The sequence below is a fragment of the Rhodococcus wratislaviensis genome (assembly GCF_041228765.1).
GTDB lineage: Bacteria > Actinomycetota > Actinomycetes > Mycobacteriales > Mycobacteriaceae > Rhodococcus_F > Rhodococcus_F wratislaviensis.
On the sequence record NZ_CP150488.1, the window covers coordinates 3,743,965 to 3,760,936 of the forward strand.

Consider the following 16,972-nt stretch of genomic DNA (forward strand, 5'->3'; position numbering starts at 1 on the left):
CGTCACGGCAGCGTGACGAAGCCCTTCTCCACCAGCCAGTCCCGGGCCACGTCCGCCGGTTCCTCGCCCTCGACGTCGACCCGCCGGTTCAGTTCGGTGATCTCCTCGTTGGTCAGCGCCGCGGAGATCGGGGCCATCACCTCCGCCACCTGCGGGTGCGCCTCGGCGAAATCCTTGCGCATCGTGATCGCCGGGTTGTACTTCGGGAAGAACTGGCGATCGTCGTCCAGCAGCACCAGATCGAGCGCGATGATGCGGCCGTCCGTCGTGAACACCTCGCCGAACTTGCATTGCGTGCCGTCCGCGGTGGCCTGATAGATGATGCCGGTCTGCAGGATCTGGCGGTTCGCGCGGGCGGGGTCGAAGCCGTACTTCGCGGCCATACCCGGGAACCCGTCCTGCCGGACGTTGAATTCGGTTTCGACGCAGGTCGTGGCCGCGGCGGGGTCGCGGTTGACCAGATCCGCATACTCCGACAGGGTGGTGATCCCGGTTTCCTCGGCGGTCTGCCTGCTCATCGCGAGTGCATACGTGTTGTTCATCGGGGCAGGATCCACCCACACCATCCCGTTGCTGTCGAGGTCCTCGTCGCGGACCGCCTCGAACTGCGCGGTCGGGTCGGGGATCGGGATCTCGTTGCCGAGGTAGTTGATCCACCCGGTCCCGGTGTACTCGTAGGTGACGTCGATCTGCCCGTCCAGCTGGGCGTCCCGCGTGCTGTTGGACCCCTGGATGTTGGTGAGGTCACGCACGTCGGCGCCTGCGGCACTGAGCGCGAACTCGATGATGTACCCGAGGGTGACCTGCTCGGTGAAATCCTTGGAACCGACGGTGATCTTGACGTCCTCGAGTTCGGGTACCGGCTGGATGCTGCCCGGTTCCACCGACAGCGGCAGGGCGCCACCGGATTCGAGGCCGCAGGACGCTGCGAGGATCCCGCACAGTGTCACGGCCGTCGCGGCGATCGCCTTCCGGAGGTGGTTCATCAGCGCAGCCCCTTCGGGCCGAGGAACTCCTCGGCCAGGGCACCGCACCAGTCGACGAGCAGCGCCAGCGCGACCGCGAGCACGGCCCCCACCACCAGGGTCACGTTGTCGCGCAACTTGTATCCGGTGTCGATGAGGATCCCCAGACCGCCGGCGCTGACGAGGAAACTGAGTGTCGCGGTGCCCACGGCGAGCACGAGCGACGTGCGCAGTCCCGCGAGGATGTACGGGACGGCGAGCGGGAACTCGACCTTGCGCAGGACGAGACCGGCGGTCATGCCCTGTCCGCGCCCGGCGTCGATGACGGCGGGATTGACCTCCTGCAGACCCAGGATCGTGTTCCGGAGAACGGGCAGGAGCGAGTAGAACGCGATGGGGAGCACGCCGATCCAGAATCCGGTGGTCCCCGTCGCGAGGAACAGCAGCACCAGCAGTCCGATCGCCGGCGCGGCCTGTCCGATGTTGGCGATGCCGAGGAAGATCGGTGCCAGCTTGGTGAACCCGGGCCGCGTCAGCAGGATCCCCAGCGGAACCGCGATGACGACGACGATCGCGACCACCGCGACCGTGATCAGCACGTGCTGCCACGTCAGGGTCGCGATGTTGGCGGCGTTGAGACTGCCCTTCTGCGTGGCGGTGAGTTCGCGGTTGAAGGCCCAGGCGAGCACACCCACCACCAGGATCACGACGATGACCGGCTGGACCAGCAACCGGGCCCGCTCCGACCGCCGGGCGGCAGGTGCGGTGGGCTTCGTGGCGACGGCAGCCGTCATGACGGTGTCCCGCCCTCACTCGCCCCATTCTGCTTCGGCTCGCTGTCCTCGTCGTCGTGCGCGTGTTCCTCACGCATCGCGGACAGGTGCGTCACCAGTGTGTCGATGGTGATCAGGCCGCGGTATTCGCCCCGCCGGCCGGTGACGATCGTCGACGCACTGCTCTCCGCCAGGAGCGCTTCGAGGGCGTCCTGCAGCGTCGACTGGGTGGACACCACCTCTTCGATCGGGTCGCCGATGCCACGCAGCGAGGTGGCGTTGGCCAGATGCCGCAACGACACCCAGTGGGTCGGTCGGTCCCGCGCGTCCAGGAGGACGCCCCACTTGATCTTGCGGGGTGCGATTGCCGCCCGCAGATCGTCCACCGAGCCGTCCTCGTACGCGGTGGGGCAGTCGAGGAGTTCGACCTCCGCCACCCGGGTGAGCGTCAGCTGCTTCAGCGACGCATCCGCGCCGATGAACCCGGCCACCATGTCGTTGGCGGGATGGGCGAGGATCGCATCCGGAGTGTCGTACTGCATGATGTGAGACTGGTTGCCCAGCACCGCGATCCGATCACCCAGCTTGACCGCCTCGTTGAAATCGTGCGTCACGAAGACGATCGTCTTGCCGAGATCGGACTGCAGTCGCATCAACTCGTCCTGCAGCAGTCCGCGCGTGATCGGGTCGACCGCGCCGAACGGCTCGTCCATGAGCAGCACCGGGGGATCGGCGGCCAGCGCCCGCGCCACCCCGACCCGCTGCTGCTGACCGCCCGACAACTGCCGGGGGTAGCGCTCGCGGTAGAGGTCGGGTTCGAGTCCGACGAGGTCGAGCATCTCGTCGGTGCGGTCGGCGATCTTCTTCTTGTCCCAGCCGATCAGACCGGGGACCGTACCGACGTTCTTGGCGATCGTGAGATGCGGGAACAGTCCGGCCTGCTGAATCGAGTAGCCGATGCCGCGCCGCAACTTGTCCGGGTCGATGGACAGGGCGTCCTTCCCGCCGATCGTGATCTTCCCCGACGTCGGTTCGATGAGCCGGTTGATCATGCGCATGGTGGTGGTCTTGCCGCAGCCGGACGGGCCGACGAGAACCACGATCTCCCCGGCGGGGATGCGCATCGACACGTTGTCGACGGCCGCCTTCTCCTGGCCCGGGTAGCTCTTGACGACGTCCTCGAGGACGATGTCCACTCCCGAGACGGTGCCTCCGTTGGTGTGCGGTGTATCGAGGTCAGTCACGGATCCCCCTGGAGGTGGTGAGTCGGCCGATGACGGCGAGGACGCCGTCGAGTACGAGGGCGAGGATCACGATGAGAACGGTCCCCGTGAGGGCCTGCGGTATCGCGGTCGGGCTGCCGACGCGGGACAGTCCCGAGAAGATGAGGTTGCCGAGCCCGGGACCCTTGGCGTAGGCGGCGATCGCGAGGATGCCCATCAGCATCTGCGTGCTCACCCGCATGCCCGTCAGGATCGACGGCCAGGCCAACGGGAGTTCGATCCTGCTCAGCACCGTCGTGCGGCTCATTCCGACGCCCCGGGCGGCGTCGGTGACCGCGGGGTCGACGGAGGCGAGTCCGAGGATGGTGTTCCGGATGATCGGCAGCAGCGCGTACAGCACGAGAGCGGTGACGGTGGGGGCGACACCGAGGCCGAGGATCGGGATCAGCAGGCCGAGCAGAGCGAACGACGGGATGGTGAGGATCGTGCTCGCGAGTGCGGTGGCGATCGAGGAGCCCGCCGGACTGCGGTACACGAGGATACCGATCGCCACCGCGACGATCGTGGCGATCACCACCGACTGCACGACGGCGCTGACGTGCAGGAACGAGTCGGTGACCAGTTGCTGCTTGCGGGCGGAGACGAAGTCCCACAGTTGCTGCATGTCCAACCGTGAACACCTTTCTCCAGATGTGAAAACAGACCTCGGTCCTTCACAGTGCTATGTACCCGAACATCGCGCAGGTGAATCGGAAAGTCTGTTACGTGGTCGGGATCATGAACAGCAGGGTGCACACGGCGATCGAAATCCCGAACAGCGCGATCATCACGGCGTAACCGAGATTCCGCCGGCGGGGGGAGATCGCCGGGTCCATCCACCACCCGAACACCTTGAACGCCGCCGGAACCGCCCACCAGCCGAGGATCTGGGTGGTGACCAGGTTCGCGAGAAACAGGGCCACGGCGATCGGAACCCCGTGCGCCTCGATGAACGGTGCACTGACGAAATGGCCCCAGATCACCACCAGCGGATACAGCACCAGCAGCGCCAGTAGATTGCTTCGGGCGACGGGCACCGAGGGCGGCTCGTCGCCGCCCGCGCCGCGGAACCAGAAGTCGAAACCGTAGCTCGCTTTGCGGATTCGGAGATTCTTGTTGAACTTCTCGCCTTCCCTCAGGAGGGCGGCCCGCTCGGGTGAATCCATCCACGACGCGAGATTGTCCTCCGTGTCGAAGCTCAGCACGATCGTCCAGTCCTCGGTGATCCCCTGCACCGGCCTCTCGACCTTGTGCCCACGGAAACCCCGGAACCCTGCCTCGGCGGCGGAGATCTTGCGCTGCCAGTCCATGAACGCCGACTCGTCCTCGGGATCGACGTGACAGGAGATGACCACCGACGTCGCCGACTGCTCCCGGGTCTGCTCGCCGGTGAGCAGGTGGACGTCCTCGTTGCCGATGAAGGCGTGCTTGATCTCCGCCACGAGTTCCGTCCGGAGGTCGCTGTCCAGCCATGCGCGGGCGTCCTCGATGGTGGCGAACCGCAGCACGTCCACCCAGTCGTCCTGCACGGGCGGCGACGGCGGCACGATGTCCTGATCGATGAAACCCGGAACCGTCGCGAGGGCTTCCGCCGCGCGCTTCTGCCACCGTGCGTAGTCGGCGTAACTCGCATCGTCGATCCGGCGTTGGAAGATCACCGACACCGGGGACGCGGCAGGGCTGCGCGGGTGTGAGTGCGGCACGTGAGGTCACCTCCGTTCTGGTCGTGATGCGGGCGCGGTGGCGGAGGAACCCTGGGACCGACGGGTCGACGTGGTGAGCAGCAGCAGGACCCCGGCTCCCGCGCCCAGGGTCAGGTACAGCCAGCCCAACGGTGCCTGGCTGTTCTCCGGCAACACTCCGGCGACGGCCATCGCCGCACTGACGACGAGATAGCAGGCCGCCGTGACGACGCCGCCGATCAGTCCGAGGTTGCGGGTGAACAGTCCGAGGGCCAGCCCGTACATCTGCGGGCAGAGCACCCCGCATCCCGCGAGCGCGAGGCAGGCGCCGATCGTGATGGCCGGTGCGGTGACGACGGACAGCCCGGCCGTGACGGTGAGCACGAGTGCGCCCGACACGAACACCCACCACGCGCCGAACGCGAGCCGGCGTGTGCCGACCCGAACAGCCAGCGCGCTGCAGGCGAGTTCGCCGAGGAGGTTGGCGCCGCCCACGACCAGCGCCACCGCACCGTAGGCGGCAGGGGAGAACCCCAGAATCTGCTGGTAGAGGAAGGGCGCGACGACACCGAACACCATCTGAGCGGACGCCATCAGCCCGAACACGAGCACGAACCCCACGAAGATGCGGTGACGCAGGGCCGCACCCAGCACCCGCGCCGCGGCGCCCACGTCGACCGGTGCCCGCAGCTCCGGCGGAAGCGTCTCCGGCAGTCCCGCGACGACGAGGGGAACGGCGAGCGCCGCGAGAAGCGCGATCAGCCCGAACACCAGACGCCACGAGATGAACTGCACGAGTACCCCACCGACGGCGGGTGCGAGAACGGGCGCCAGCCCCCACGCGGCCCCGAGGAGACCGGAGACGGACGTGAGCCGCGCACCGCGATAGCAGTCGGCGGCGATCGCGTAGGCGAGGACGAGGCACGCGCACCCGCCGATACCCTGCACGAACCTCAGACCGAGCAGGAGTGTGATGTTCTGCACGAGTGCGCATCCCACGCTGGTGACGACGAGGATCGCCAGGCAGGTCAGCAGAGTTCGTTTGCGCCCCACCGCATCCGCGATCAGGCCGACCGGAATGAACGCCAGACTCATCCCCAGCATGTAGGCCGTCACCGTGTTCTGCACCACGGCCGCGGACGCGTCCAGATCGAGCACCATCTGCGGCAACGCCGGGGTGTAGATGTCGAGCGGGATCTGGCTGAGCGGAATCACCAGCAGCAGAATGACCACCACACGGCGCGGAACCGGCACGCCGGACGGCGTCGTGGGCACTGACATCCCGCACCACCTGCTTCTCGACCCGAGGGGCTGGAGAACGGAGCAAGTATCCCGACAGGCTTCGACCGCACGTTCCGCAACGGTCCGTGCGGTCGGTTCCCTGGATCATACGACGCGACCCGCGGCGCTCGGGCCGGTTCCGGACCGCGCGGCAGGGGAGGGACAGACGAAACGACGGCGTCCGGCTTCCGTCGTAGGCTGAATCTCCCATGTGACGAACAGGAGGCTCAGGTGGCCGAGACGGCGCTGACCGAGACGACGGTGGCCGAGGTGATGGCCGAGCTGGCCGAGCTCGAGGACCCGAGGGCACGCGAGGTGAACGAGAAGCACGGTGACGATCACGGTGTGAACCTCGGCAAGCTGCGCGCGCTCGCGAAGCGGCTGAAGACGCAGCAGGAACTCGCGCGCCGGCTCTGGGAGACGGGCGACACCGCGGCGCGACTGCTGGCGATCCTGATCTGCCGCCCGAAGGCATTCGAGCGTGACGAGTTGGACGCCATGGTGCGCGAGGCGCGCGCACCCAAGGTGCACGACTGGCTCGTGAACTACGTGGTGAAGAAGAACCCGCACTCCGAGGAGCTGCGCCTGGCCTGGTTCGCCGATCCGGATCCCGTGGTCGCGAGTGCCGGCTGGGCGCTGACCACCGACCGCGTGGCGAAGAAGCCGCAGGGCCTCGACCTCGCGGGACTGCTCGACGTCATCGAGGCGGAAATGAAAGATGCCCCGGATCGCCTGCAGTGGGCGATGAACCACTGCCTGGCCCAGATCGGAATCGAGCACGCCGAGCACCGCACCCGCGCACTCGATATCGGTGAGCGCCTGGAGGTGCTGAAGGACTACCCGACGTCCCCGGGCTGCACGTCTCCGTTCGCGCCCGCGTGGATCACCGAGATGGTGCGCCGGCAGGGCGACACATAGAGGGTTCGGTCCGACGACCGTGGCCGCCCTCGGTGGCCGGACGCGGAAGAGCCCACCCGCGTCGCGATCGGTGTGGTGATCGCGACGCGGATGGGCTCGACTGACGCTACTGCGTGCCGACTGCGGACCGGGGCGCTCTACCGAACGCCCCGACGCAGGTCAGCGGCTGCGGACGACTTACACGTCGTAGTACAGCTGGAACTCGTAGGGGTGCGGACGCAGGTTGACCGGAGCGATTTCCTGCTCACGCTTGAGCGAGATCCACGTCTCGATCAGGTCGGACGTGAACACGCCACCCTCGGTGAGGTAGTCGTGATCGGCCTCGAGGCGATCGATGACGGCCGACAGGCTGGTGGGTGCCTGCGGGATGTTGCGGGCCTCCTCCGGCGGGAGCTCGTAGAGGTCCTTGTCGACGGGAGCCTGCGGCTCGATCTTGTTCTTGATGCCGTCCAGGCCGGCCATCATCTGCGCCGCGAAGTTCAGGTAGGGGTTACCCGAGGAGTCGGGGGCGCGGAACTCGAGGCGCTTGGCCTTCGGGTTGTTGCCGGTGATCGGGATACGCACGGCCGCCGAGCGGTTGCGCTGGCTGTACACGAGGTTGATGGGGGCTTCGTAGCCCGGCACCAGACGGTGGTACGAGTTGATCGTCGGGTTGGTGAACGCCAGCAGCGACGGTGCGTGGTGCAGGATGCCGCCGATGTAGTGACGCGCCATGTCGGACAGGCCTGCGTAGCCGGCCTCGTCGTGGAACAGCGGCTTGCCGTCCTTCCACAGCGACTGGTGGACGTGCATGCCCGAGCCGTTGTCGCCGAACAGCGGCTTCGGCATGAAGGTGGCCGACTTGCCGTGCTGCCAGGCGGTGTTCTTCACGATGTACTTGAACAGCTGCAGGTCGTCTGCGGCCGCGAGCAGCGTGTTGAACTTGTAGTTGATCTCCTGCTGGCCGCCGGTGCCGACCTCGTGGTGGCCGCGCTCGAGCTCGAAGCCCGCGTTCTGCAGGTTGGTGGAGATCTCGTCGCGCAGGTCGACGTAGTGGTCGTACGGAGCGACGGGGAAGTATCCACCCTTGGGGCGGACCTTGTAGCCCAGGTTGGGGCTGCCGTCGGCGTTCACGTCGTTGCCGGTGTTCCAGGAACCCGAGATGGAGTCGAGCTCGTAGAACGCGCCGTTGATGCCGGAGTCGTAGCGGACCGAGTCGAAGATGTAGAACTCGGCCTCGGCGCCGAAGAAGGCGGTGTCGGCGATGCCGGTCGACTTCAGGTATTCCTCGGCCTTGCGCGCGACGTTACGCGGGTCGCGGCTGTAGGACTCACGCGTGAACGGGTCGTGCACGAAGAAGTTGATGTTCAGCGTCTTGGCCGCGCGGAACGGGTCGATCTGGGCGGTGGCGACGTCGGGGAGGAGCATCATGTCCGACTCGTGGATCGACTGGAAGCCGCGGACGGACGAACCGTCGAACGCGAGGCCGTCCTCGAAGACGTCCTGGTTGAACGCGGACGCCGGGATCGAGAAGTGCTGCTGCACGCCCGGCAGGTCGCTGAACCGGATGTCGACATATTCGACGTTCTCGTCCTTGATGAACTTGATGACCTCTTCGGCCGTGGTGAACGCCACGCTTGTGCTCCTTAAGTCGCTTCAGCCAAGTGGATATTGGCGAATTCGTCGAGCCAGACGGTAAGGACTTGGTGTTGCCCGCTGGTCAACCCTTTGTTTCGCCCGTGTTACGCGTCGAATCTTCCTGGGCTTTTGCACCGGCTGTGACTGCGCACACAGCCCAAAGCTCCGGTGTGAGGTCCTCGGAGAGGCGACGCCTATCCTGGACAGCATGGCACGTATCACCGGTTCTTGGCTTTCCGGACCCTCGGCTGCACTGCCGAACGGCGCGGACGAGACGACGCAGTCCTTCCGGGGCGAGCGCCTCGGCTTGCAGGCGGAAGGTCCCGGTTCACTCGCGAGCACAGGACGCCGCCTCGCCGCTCTGATGATCGACTGGGTGTCGTCGGCGGGTGTCGCGGCACTGATCATCGGCGACAACTTCTTCGAGGGTCCGTTCTCGACCTTCACTCTGCTCGTCTGGTTCGTCGTCGGTGTCGCCACGGTGTCGCTGTTCTCCTTCACGCCGGGGCAGCTGTTCCTGGGCATGCAGGTGGCGCGGGTGGACGGGCCCGCCCGGGTCGGCTTCGTCCGGGCTCTGGTGCGTCAGGCGCTGCTCGTGTTCGTCGTGCCCGGGACCATCACGGACATCGACGGTCGCGGCATGCAGGACCGGGCCACCGGCACCGCCCTGATCCGCACGCGCTGACCCCGCAGAACGTCTTCCGCCCGATGTCGGTTCGACATCGGGCGGAGTAGTGGGGCGACAGGCTTCTAGCGACGACGGATGGTGCGCTGCACGCCACGCATCTTCGCGCCGCCGGGCATCGGACCCTTGGGCAGGGCGGCGCCGCCACCGCGGCTGCTGAGCGCGGCGAGCCGCGACTCGATGGCGTCCATCCGCTTGGTGTCGATGTTCTTCGGCAGCTTGTTCAGATGCTTCTGCAGCTGGGACAGCGGGACCTGGCCCTCGTCGTTGCCGATGACGATGTCGTAGATCGGGGTGTCGCCGACGAGGCGCGCCGTCTTCTTCTTCTCCTGGGCCAGGAGCGACTTCACGCGTTGCGGCGATCCCTCGGCGACGAGGATGACGCCGGGTCGTCCGATCACGCGGTGAACGGCGTCGAGCTGCGTGGTGCCCGCGATCGCGCTGGTCACCCGCCAGGAGCCCTGCATGTTGTCGAGCGCCCAGGCGGCCGCGCCTGCCTGGCCCTCGGCCTTGCCGTACACCGTCTTCTGGACGCGCCGGCCGAAGATGATGAACGCTCCGAGCACGCCGAGGAGGAGGCCGATCGGAAGGAGGAACCACTGGAGGCCCCAGATCAGACCGACGAGGAAGAACACCACCGCGAGTCCGATGAGCGTGCCGAGCATGAGCGGCAACAGCAGCTTGTCTTCCTTGCGCTGCATCTGGAACGCCTGCCAGAGCTGAGTTCTGCGTTCCTTCGACGCCTGCCTGCGGGCTGCCTTGGCGGCTGCCTTTGCTTCTTTACTGGGTTTGCCCGCTTTACCGGATTTACTGCCGTTCGCCATGCTCTTCAGGATACGTCCCTGGCCGTGCGCGGTGATGACCCGTCCGGTGTCGACCACCGCGCACGCGTGGAGGTCAGCGCGCGAGCCGCGCCATGAGGGAACTTGCTTCCTGCGACGCATCTCCGCTTTCGGTGAGATGTGCCTGTCCTGCAGGCAATTCGCGGCCGTGGTGGGCCATCGCCTGCGCGTAGAGGCGACCGGCGCGGTAGGAGGAGCGGACGAGGGGTCCGGCCATGACGCCGGCGAACCCGATCTCCTCGGCCGTCTTGGAGTGCGCGACGAACTCCTCGGGCTTGACCCACCGTTCGACGGGGTGGTGGCGGGGGGAGGGGCGCAGGTACTGGGTGATGGTGATGATGTCGCAGCCGGCGTCGTGCAGGTCGTGCAACGCCTGGGTGACCTCGTCGGGGGTTTCGCCCATGCCGAGGATGAGGTTGGACTTGGTGACGAGGTCGTCCTCGCGGGCGGCGGTGATCACGTCGAGGCTGCGCTGGTAGCGGAACGCGGGCCGGATCCGCTTGAAGATGCGGGGGACGGTTTCGACGTTGTGGGCGAGCACCTCGGGGCGGGTGGAGAACACCTCGGCGAGCTGGTCGGGTTTGGCGTTGAAATCGGGGATGAGCAGTTCGACGCCGGTGCCGGGGTTGAGCTGGTGGATCAGGCGGACGGTTTCGGCGTAGAGCCAGGCGCCGCCGTCGGGGAGGTCGTCGCGGGCGACGCCGGTGATGGTGGAGTAGCGCAGTCCCATCGCCTGGACGGATTCGGCGACGCGGCGGGGTTCGTCGCGGTCGAGGTCGTCGGGTTTGCCGGTGTCGATCTGGCAGAAGTCGCAGCGACGGGTGCATTGCTGCCCGCCGATGAGGAAGGTTGCCTCGCGGTCTTCCCAGCATTCGTAGATGTTGGGGCAGCCGGCTTCTTCGCAGACGGTGTGCAAACCCTCGCGTTTGACGAGGCTTTTGAGCTCGGAGTATTCCGGGCCCATCTTCGCTCTCGTCTTGATCCAGTTCGGTTTGCGTTCGATCGGAGTCTCCGCATTTCGGATCTCGAGGCGGAGCAATTTGCGTCCTTCTGGGGCCACAGTCACGGAGACGATGGTACGCCCGGCCCGTCGCACCCGGCGGGCCGGGGAGCGGGGGTCAACCGTACTGAACAGTAGTGAAGGTGGGCGCGGAGGACGTCGTCTCGGCGGCGGCGGAGTCGAACGTGACCCGCTCGATGTCGTGTTCGGTTACCGGAAGTTCGCCGTCGAGCGCGGCGACGACGGCGGCCGTGACGGCGGGCGTGACCTCCTCGACCGTGACGTCGCGGCCCAGTTCCCGCGACAGCGACGTGACCCCGGCGTCGCGGATACCGCACGGGATGATCGCGTCGAACCCCGTGAGAACGGAATTGCAGTTGAGCGAGAAGCCGTGCAGTGCGACACCCCGCTGGACCCGCACCCCGATGGCCGCCACCTTGCGCTCGGGCAGCCACTGCCCGTTGTCGAGGGACGCAGGCAGCCACACACCGGAGCGGCCGTCGACGCGGCCGCAGTCGATGCCGAGGTCGGTGCACACGGTGATCAGCGCCTGCTCGAGCCGGCGCACGTACCGCACGACGTCGACCGGTTCGGCCAGCTTGACGATCGGGTAGCCCACCAGCTGTCCCGGACCGTGCCAGGTGATCTTCCCGCCGCGGTCGACGTCGATGACGGGAGTGCCGTCGGTCGGACGGTCCTCGGGTTCGGTCCGGCGCCCCGCGGTGTAGACGGCCGGGTGTTCGAGCAGGAGCAGCGTGTCGGTACCCACGTTCTCGGCGCGTTCGGCCGCCAGCTCGCGCTGTCGATCCCAGGCGTCGACGTACCCGATCGTGCCGAGGTGTTCGACGGAAATCGGGGAGGGGCTGAAACGGGCGGATTGTGTCGCGCTGCTCATGCGCTAGAGGTTACGCCCGGGCGGCGGCCGCACCGCCACGCCCTGGGTTCACCGCACGAGGGCGGTGTCGAGCGCTTCCCCGATGGTGTTGTGCCGGAACCGGAATCCCGCATTCTCGAGCACCGTGGGTATCGCGCGCTGTCCGGCCAGAATGCCTTCCTGCGCGAACTCTCCGACCAGCGCGCTGAGCGCGAACCCGGGAACGATCCACGGCGCGGGGCGGTGCAGCGTCCGCGCGACCGCGCCGTTGAACTGGGCGTTGGTGACGGGCGCCGGGCCGGTGACGTTCACGGGACCGGCGACGTCGTCGCGAGTGAGGACGAACTTGATCGCGTCGACCTCGTCCTCCAACGAGATCCACGACAGGTACTGGCGTCCGTTGCCGAGCCTGCCGCCGAGCCCGAACGAGTACAGCGTCTTCAGCCTGCCGAGCAGGCCGCCGTGGGGGGAGAGGACGATGCCGCTCCGCAGGAGAACCGTCCGGACCTTCGAGGTGTCGGCGGGGGCCGTCGCGGCCTCCCAGTCGCGGCAGGTGTCCGCGAGGAAACCCGTCCCGGAGGGCGAGGTCTCGTCGACGACCCGGTCGCCGGTGTCGCCGTAGTAGCCGACTGCGCTCGCATTCACGAACACGGGCACCCCGGCCTCGGCGACACCCTCGGCGAGGACGTCGGTGGCCGCGATGCGGCTGTCCCGGATCAGTTGCTTGTACGCTCCGGTCCAGCGTTTGTCGCCGACCCCGACGCCGCAGAGATTCACGACTGCATCGGCGTCCGCGAGGATCCCCGTGTCGATCCGGTCCTTCTGCGGATCCCAGCGTGACTCGTCGGGGCCCGCGGACGACCGGCGGACGAGGCGAACGACGTCGTGACCGTCGCCGCGGAGAGACGAGACGAGAGCGGTGCCAATCAGCCCGGAGGAACCGGCGATGACCACTCGCATGTGCAACAGCCTCCTTCACAGCGCAGGGGCACCATCCCTGCTGGAAATGGTGCCCCTGCGAAACTACGTTCGGCTCGAAGTCCGGTGACGATCAGAGGCCGAGGTCGGCCTCGAACGCTCCCTGCTCCAGACGCTGCTTGATCGTGGTCAAGAAGCGGCCGGCGTCGGCACCGTCGACGAGGCGGTGGTCGTAGGTGAGCGGCAGGTAGCACATCGAGCGGACGCCGATGCTTTCACTGCCGGACTCGTCGGTCACGACCACGGGACGCTTGACGATCGCGCCGGTTCCGAGCATCGCGGCCTGCGGGGGCACGAGGATCGGGGTGTCGAACAGGGCGCCCTGGCTACCGATGTTCGTGATCGTGAACGTGCCACCGGACAGCTCGTCCGGCTTGAGCCCACCGGAGCGGGCGCGCTTGGCGATGTCCGCGATGGCGCGGGCCAGTCCGGCCAGCGACAGGTCGCCGGCGTTGTGGATCACGGGGGACAGCAGGCCCTGGTCGGTGTCGACCGCGATGCCCAGGTGCTCGGCGTCGTAGTAGGTGATCTGCTTGTTCGCCTCGTCGTAGCTGGCGTTGATGTTCGGGTGCGACTTCAGCGCCTCGACGACGGCCTTCGCGAAGAACGGGAGGAACGTGAGCTTGACGCCCTCGCGCTCGAGGAAGGTGTTCTTGGCCTGCGCACGCAGGGCCGCGATCTTGGTGACGTCGACCTCGAAGGTCTGGGTCAGCTGCGCCGTGGTCTGCAGCGACTCCCGCGTCTTCGTGGCGGTGATCTGACGAATCCGGTTGGCCTTCTGCGTGGTTCCGCGCAGGTGCAACAGTTCCGGGCGGACCCCGGCGGATGCGGCTGCGGGAGCAGCTGCGGCGGCCGGTGCGGCAGCAGGCGCGGCCGCGGCGGCCGGGGCCTTCTTGGCCTCGGCGGCAGCGAGGACGTCCTGCTTACGGATGCGGCCACCGACTCCGGTGCCCGTCACCGAGGACAGATCGACCTTGTTGTCCGCGGCGAGCTTGCGCACCAGCGGGGTGACGTACGGGGTGCTGTCTCCGGACGTGGCCGCGGGAGCGGGTGCGGCGGCTGCGGGAGCAGGCGCGGACGCTGCCGGTGCGGCGGCCGGGGCCGGGGCGCTCTTGGCGGGCTCGGGCTTCGCCGGCTCCGGGGCCGGAGCGGGCTTCGCGGGCTCCGGGGTCGGCTCGGGCTTCGGTTCCGCGGCCGGCTTGGCGGCGGGCGCACCCGAACCGATGACGGCGAGCTGACCGCCGACGGAGACGGTGTCGTCTTCCTCGGCGCTGATCTCGAGGAGCGTACCGGCGACGGGGGACGGGATCTCCGTGTCGACCTTGTCGGTGGATACCTCGACGAGCGGCTCGTCCACGGCGACCTCGTCGCCGACGGCCTTGAGCCAGCGGGTGACGGTGCCCTCGGTGACGGATTCGCCCAGTTCGGGCATCTTCACGGCGGTGCCCTCGGCGGAACCGTTGCCGGACGCTGCGGGCGCAGGCTCGGCGGCCGGTGCCTCCGCGGCGGGAGCCGGCTCTGCGGCGGGCTCTTCGGCGGCGGGTGCGGGAGCGGAGTCGGAGGCGGGAGCCTCACCGGCGTCGCCGATCACGGCAAGCTCGCCACCGATTTCCACGGTGTCGTCTTCCTGAGCAACGATCTTGCTGAGAACGCCGGCCACGGGAGACGGGATTTCCGTGTCCACCTTGTCCGTGGAGACTTCGAGCAAGGGTTCGTCAACTTCGACCGTGTCTCCTTCCTGCTTGAGCCACCGCGTGACAGTTCCCTCGGTGACACTCTCACCAAGCGCTGGCATCTGGACGGAGAAGGCCATGTCTTTTGACTCCTCGACAGTTGTGTTCGGGTTGTTGAATTTTGTCGACTTGTGGTCGTGAACCATTGTGCTCGAGATGCACGTGTCTTGCGTCTACTTGCAGGTAATTCCGATTCGTCGTCACCCACTCGCTGTGTCGGCGCTCCACATCTTTCCATTGATCCGACGGGCGTGTCCGCCGAGGGGCACCCGTCGGGGACTCCGGTGTGTCGCGACGTAATCGCTACCGGCCAGTAGTTTTCGTGTGCGGCGGAAACCGGACGTTCGCTGGCAAACTTGGAGGACAGTCGCCGGCATCGTCCGGCGCACGCACTCGAGGAGGCTCGACGTGGGGTTGTTCGACCGATTCTCGCGGCCTCGGTCCGGCCGATCGCAGGCCTCCCCGGAGGATGCCGCGTATCTCGCGAACTGGACTCGCACGCACCTCGGTGTGGAGGCTTACGTGGAACCTCAGACGACAGTGACGGAAGTCACTGTCGTGCTCGTTGCGGCGGACGGGGAGTGGACCCGGCGCCGGGTGGGCGGTGAACGCGGCGCCCGCAAACTCGGCGAGGATCTCCGCATCCCCGTGTACGACGTCCGCAAGACCGGCTACCCGCAGCGGATGCGGGACCACGACGCGCGGCGCCGCATCGAGCGGAAGCGCGAACGCGAGCGCGACCTGTAGGCGGCGTCGCCGCCCGTGCGCCTTTCTGGTTGTTCCAGCTACCGGAAAGGCGCACGGGTGCGGAGCGCCTACCCGTTGGCGGCGATGTCCTCGATCACCGAGATCATGGTGCGCACGGGCACGCCGGTGCCGCCGCGGCCGGTGTATCCCCACGGTCCCGACGAGTTGTAGGCCGGACCGGCGACGTCGATGTGCGCCCACTGGACGCCGTCGGCGACGAACTCCTTCAGGTACAGGGCCGCCGCGAGCATGCCGCCCCAGCGGTGGTTGGTGACGTTGGCGAGGTCGGCGACCTTCGAATCGAGGTCCGAGCGCAGTTCGGCGGGCATCGGCATGGCCCACGCGTTCTCGCCGATCTCCTGGGAGATGGCGGCGACGCGGTCGCGGAACTCGTCGGTGCCCATGACGCCGGGCGTCCGGTTGCCCAGTGCCACCATCTGCGCGCCGGTGAGTGTTGCGGTGTCGATGAGGTAGTCGGGGTCGTCCTCGCACGCGCGGACGATGGCGTCGGCGAGGACGAGACGTCCCTCCGCGTCGGTGTTGATGACCTCCACCGTGGTTCCGCCGTACTGGGTGAGGACGTCGCCGGGACGCTGCGCGGTGGACGACGGCATGTTCTCGGCCATCGGGACGGTGGCGGTGACGTCGACGGGCAGACCGAGTTTGGCGGCGAGGACCACGGTCGCGACAACGGCTGCGGCGCCGCCCATGTCGGATGTCATGTTCTCCATGCCTGCGGCGGGCTTGATGGAGATGCCGCCGGTGTCGAACGTGATGCCCTTGCCGACGAGCGCGACCTTGGGGGCGTTCCGCTTCTTGGCGGAATAGGTCAACCGGACCAGTCGCGGCAGCCGGGACGAGCCCTTGCCCACCCCGAGGATGCCGCCGTACCCGTTCTTTTCGAGCGCCTTCTCGTCGAGGACTTCGACCTTCAGTCCGGCATCGGTGCCGAGAGTCTTTGCGCGGTCGGCGAATTCGGCGGGAAAGAGGTGGCTCGGGGGAGTGTTGACGAATTCGCGCGCGGTAGCGACGGCTTCGGCGATCGCCGTGGAGCGCGCGAGGGTGTCCTTCGACTCCTTGGCGCGGGGGGACGACACCAGCAGCTCCACCCGGGAGACGGGCTGCGCGTCGGGGCCGGGAGCGGATTTCGCGGACTTGAACTCGGTGAAGCGGTACGCGCCGAGGGCGAAACCTTCGGCTGCCGCACCGAGATCGAGTACGGACAGGGTGGTCGCGACGGTGCCGACGCCGCTGAGCGAACGCGCCGCGGCGCCCGCGGACTTGCGGATCTGCTCGGCGTCGAGCTTCTCGGCCGAACCGAGTCCGACGGCGAGCACGCTGTCCACCGGAAGGGTGTCGGGTGCGGGGATGCGGGTCGTCTCCTCGGCCTTGCCGGAGGCCCCCACTGCGACGAGCGTGTCGAGCAGATCGGTCAGCACCGATTCGTCGACGATGCCGTCGCCGAGCGCGATTTCGGGGCCGTCCGAGGTCGACGTCAGCCCGATCACCAGCACGTCCACCCGCTTGCCGACGGTGCCGGCCAGGGCGAGTTGTGGTCCGAGGGGTCGGGCTGTGTGAGTGCTCACGGTGTCTCTCCTGCAGCGGTTCGGGATCG

16 protein-coding genes are annotated in these 16,972 nt (G+C 67.7%); 3 read left to right on the plus strand and 13 right to left on the minus strand.

All coding sequences use genetic code 11. The features are described from left to right. Positions 1-2: 2 nt before the first annotated feature. From WKC72_RS17225 to WKC72_RS17250, 6 genes are all read right to left on the minus strand, one after another. The gene (locus WKC72_RS17225; RefSeq protein WP_037226567.1) at positions 3-986 is read right to left on the minus strand and encodes a glycine betaine ABC transporter substrate-binding protein; all 984 of its coding nucleotides are present in this window, start codon (positions 984-986) and stop codon (positions 3-5) included. Next, a complete protein-coding gene (locus WKC72_RS17230; protein ID WP_037226569.1) occupies positions 986-1,759 on the minus strand; it encodes an ABC transporter permease in 774 nt (257 codons plus the stop codon). Before WKC72_RS17230 ends, WKC72_RS17225 begins: the two co-directional genes overlap by 1 nt. Beyond that, positions 1,756-2,982: an ABC transporter ATP-binding protein gene (locus tag WKC72_RS17235; protein ID WP_037226571.1), complete on the minus strand. Its 1,227-nt coding sequence runs from the start codon at positions 2,980-2,982 to the stop codon at positions 1,756-1,758. Before WKC72_RS17235 ends, WKC72_RS17230 begins: the two co-directional genes overlap by 4 nt. After that, the gene (locus WKC72_RS17240) at positions 2,975-3,625 is read right to left on the minus strand and encodes an ABC transporter permease (protein WP_005254252.1); all 651 of its coding nucleotides are present in this window, start codon (positions 3,623-3,625) and stop codon (positions 2,975-2,977) included. Before WKC72_RS17240 ends, WKC72_RS17235 begins: the two co-directional genes overlap by 8 nt. A 97-nt stretch (positions 3,626-3,722) precedes the next feature. Then, positions 3,723-4,703, minus strand: coding sequence for an antibiotic biosynthesis monooxygenase (locus tag WKC72_RS17245; protein ID WP_370183579.1), 981 nt, complete (start codon positions 4,701-4,703; stop codon positions 3,723-3,725). A gap of 6 nt (positions 4,704-4,709) precedes the next feature. After that, positions 4,710-5,963 (minus strand): multidrug effflux MFS transporter, encoded by a 1,254-nt coding sequence (locus tag WKC72_RS17250; RefSeq protein WP_037226574.1) that lies wholly within the window; start codon positions 5,961-5,963, stop codon positions 4,710-4,712. Between the two features lie 231 nt (positions 5,964-6,194). Here WKC72_RS17250 and WKC72_RS17255 point away from each other — a divergent pair, with 231 nt between their 5' ends. After that, positions 6,195-6,881, plus strand: coding sequence for a DNA alkylation repair protein (locus WKC72_RS17255; RefSeq protein WP_370183582.1), 687 nt, complete (start codon positions 6,195-6,197; stop codon positions 6,879-6,881). A gap of 177 nt (positions 6,882-7,058) precedes the next feature. On the opposite strand, the gene glnA is transcribed toward WKC72_RS17255, so the two are convergent. Beyond that, positions 7,059-8,495 (minus strand): type I glutamate--ammonia ligase, encoded by a 1,437-nt coding sequence (glnA, locus tag WKC72_RS17260; RefSeq protein ID WP_005247755.1) that lies wholly within the window; start codon positions 8,493-8,495, stop codon positions 7,059-7,061. Between the two features lie 211 nt (positions 8,496-8,706). Here glnA and WKC72_RS17265 point away from each other — a divergent pair, with 211 nt between their 5' ends. After that, positions 8,707-9,183 (plus strand): RDD family protein, encoded by a 477-nt coding sequence (locus WKC72_RS17265; protein ID WP_037226578.1) that lies wholly within the window; start codon positions 8,707-8,709, stop codon positions 9,181-9,183. A gap of 65 nt (positions 9,184-9,248) precedes the next feature. Here WKC72_RS17265 and WKC72_RS17270 read toward each other — a convergent pair whose 3' ends face one another. The 5 genes from WKC72_RS17270 to sucB all read right to left on the minus strand — a co-directional run bounded on the left by WKC72_RS17270 (position 9,249) and on the right by sucB (position 14,690). Next, positions 9,249-10,007, minus strand: a complete 759-nt coding sequence (locus WKC72_RS17270) for a DUF4191 domain-containing protein (RefSeq protein ID WP_037226684.1) — start codon at positions 10,005-10,007, stop codon at positions 9,249-9,251. A gap of 73 nt (positions 10,008-10,080) precedes the next feature. After that, positions 10,081-11,091 (minus strand): lipoyl synthase, encoded by a 1,011-nt coding sequence (lipA, locus tag WKC72_RS17275; protein ID WP_370183587.1) that lies wholly within the window; start codon positions 11,089-11,091, stop codon positions 10,081-10,083. A gap of 52 nt (positions 11,092-11,143) precedes the next feature. Further along, on the minus strand, positions 11,144-11,920 hold the full coding sequence (gene lipB / locus WKC72_RS17280; protein WP_037226581.1) for a lipoyl(octanoyl) transferase LipB: 777 nt from the start codon (positions 11,918-11,920) through the stop codon (positions 11,144-11,146). 48 nt (positions 11,921-11,968) lie between these two features. Beyond that, a complete protein-coding gene (locus WKC72_RS17285; RefSeq protein WP_370183591.1) occupies positions 11,969-12,859 on the minus strand; it encodes a TIGR01777 family oxidoreductase in 891 nt (296 codons plus the stop codon). 91 nt (positions 12,860-12,950) lie between these two features. After that, positions 12,951-14,690: a 2-oxoglutarate dehydrogenase, E2 component, dihydrolipoamide succinyltransferase gene (sucB, locus tag WKC72_RS17290; RefSeq protein WP_112299522.1), complete on the minus strand. Its 1,740-nt coding sequence runs from the start codon at positions 14,688-14,690 to the stop codon at positions 12,951-12,953. Between the two features lie 328 nt (positions 14,691-15,018). On the opposite strand from sucB, the gene WKC72_RS17295 reads away from it, so the two are divergent. Continuing rightward, on the plus strand, positions 15,019-15,357 hold the full coding sequence (locus tag WKC72_RS17295; RefSeq protein ID WP_005247738.1) for a hypothetical protein: 339 nt from the start codon (positions 15,019-15,021) through the stop codon (positions 15,355-15,357). Between the two features lie 68 nt (positions 15,358-15,425). Here WKC72_RS17295 and WKC72_RS17300 read toward each other — a convergent pair whose 3' ends face one another. Next, complete coding sequence (locus tag WKC72_RS17300) at positions 15,426-16,943, minus strand: leucyl aminopeptidase (protein WP_037226583.1); 1,518 nt, start codon at positions 16,941-16,943, stop codon at positions 15,426-15,428. Between the last annotated feature and the right edge of the window lie 29 nt (positions 16,944-16,972).

Excerpts from the sequence above, each read along its gene's own strand:
- WKC72_RS17225 (WP_037226567.1), bottom strand. The coding sequence starts at position 986 with ATGAACCACCTCCGGAAGGCGATCGCCGCGACGGCCGTGACACTGTGC.
- WKC72_RS17230 (WP_037226569.1), bottom strand. The coding sequence starts at position 1,759 with ATGACGGCTGCCGTCGCCACGAAGCCCACCGCACCTGCCGCCCGGCGG.
- WKC72_RS17240 (WP_005254252.1), bottom strand. The coding sequence starts at position 3,625 with ATGCAGCAACTGTGGGACTTCGTCTCCGCCCGCAAGCAGCAACTGGTC.
- WKC72_RS17250 (WP_037226574.1), bottom strand. The coding sequence starts at position 5,963 with ATGTCAGTGCCCACGACGCCGTCCGGCGTGCCGGTTCCGCGCCGTGTG.
- WKC72_RS17265 (WP_037226578.1), top strand. The coding sequence starts at position 8,707 with ATGGCACGTATCACCGGTTCTTGGCTTTCCGGACCCTCGGCTGCACTG.
- WKC72_RS17270 (WP_037226684.1), bottom strand. The coding sequence starts at position 10,007 with ATGGCGAACGGCAGTAAATCCGGTAAAGCGGGCAAACCCAGTAAAGAA.
- lipB (WP_037226581.1), bottom strand. The coding sequence starts at position 11,920 with ATGAGCAGCGCGACACAATCCGCCCGTTTCAGCCCCTCCCCGATTTCC.
- WKC72_RS17285 (WP_370183591.1), bottom strand. The coding sequence starts at position 12,859 with ATGCGAGTGGTCATCGCCGGTTCCTCCGGGCTGATTGGCACCGCTCTC.
- sucB (WP_112299522.1), bottom strand. The coding sequence starts at position 14,690 with ATGGCCTTCTCCGTCCAGATGCCAGCGCTTGGTGAGAGTGTCACCGAG.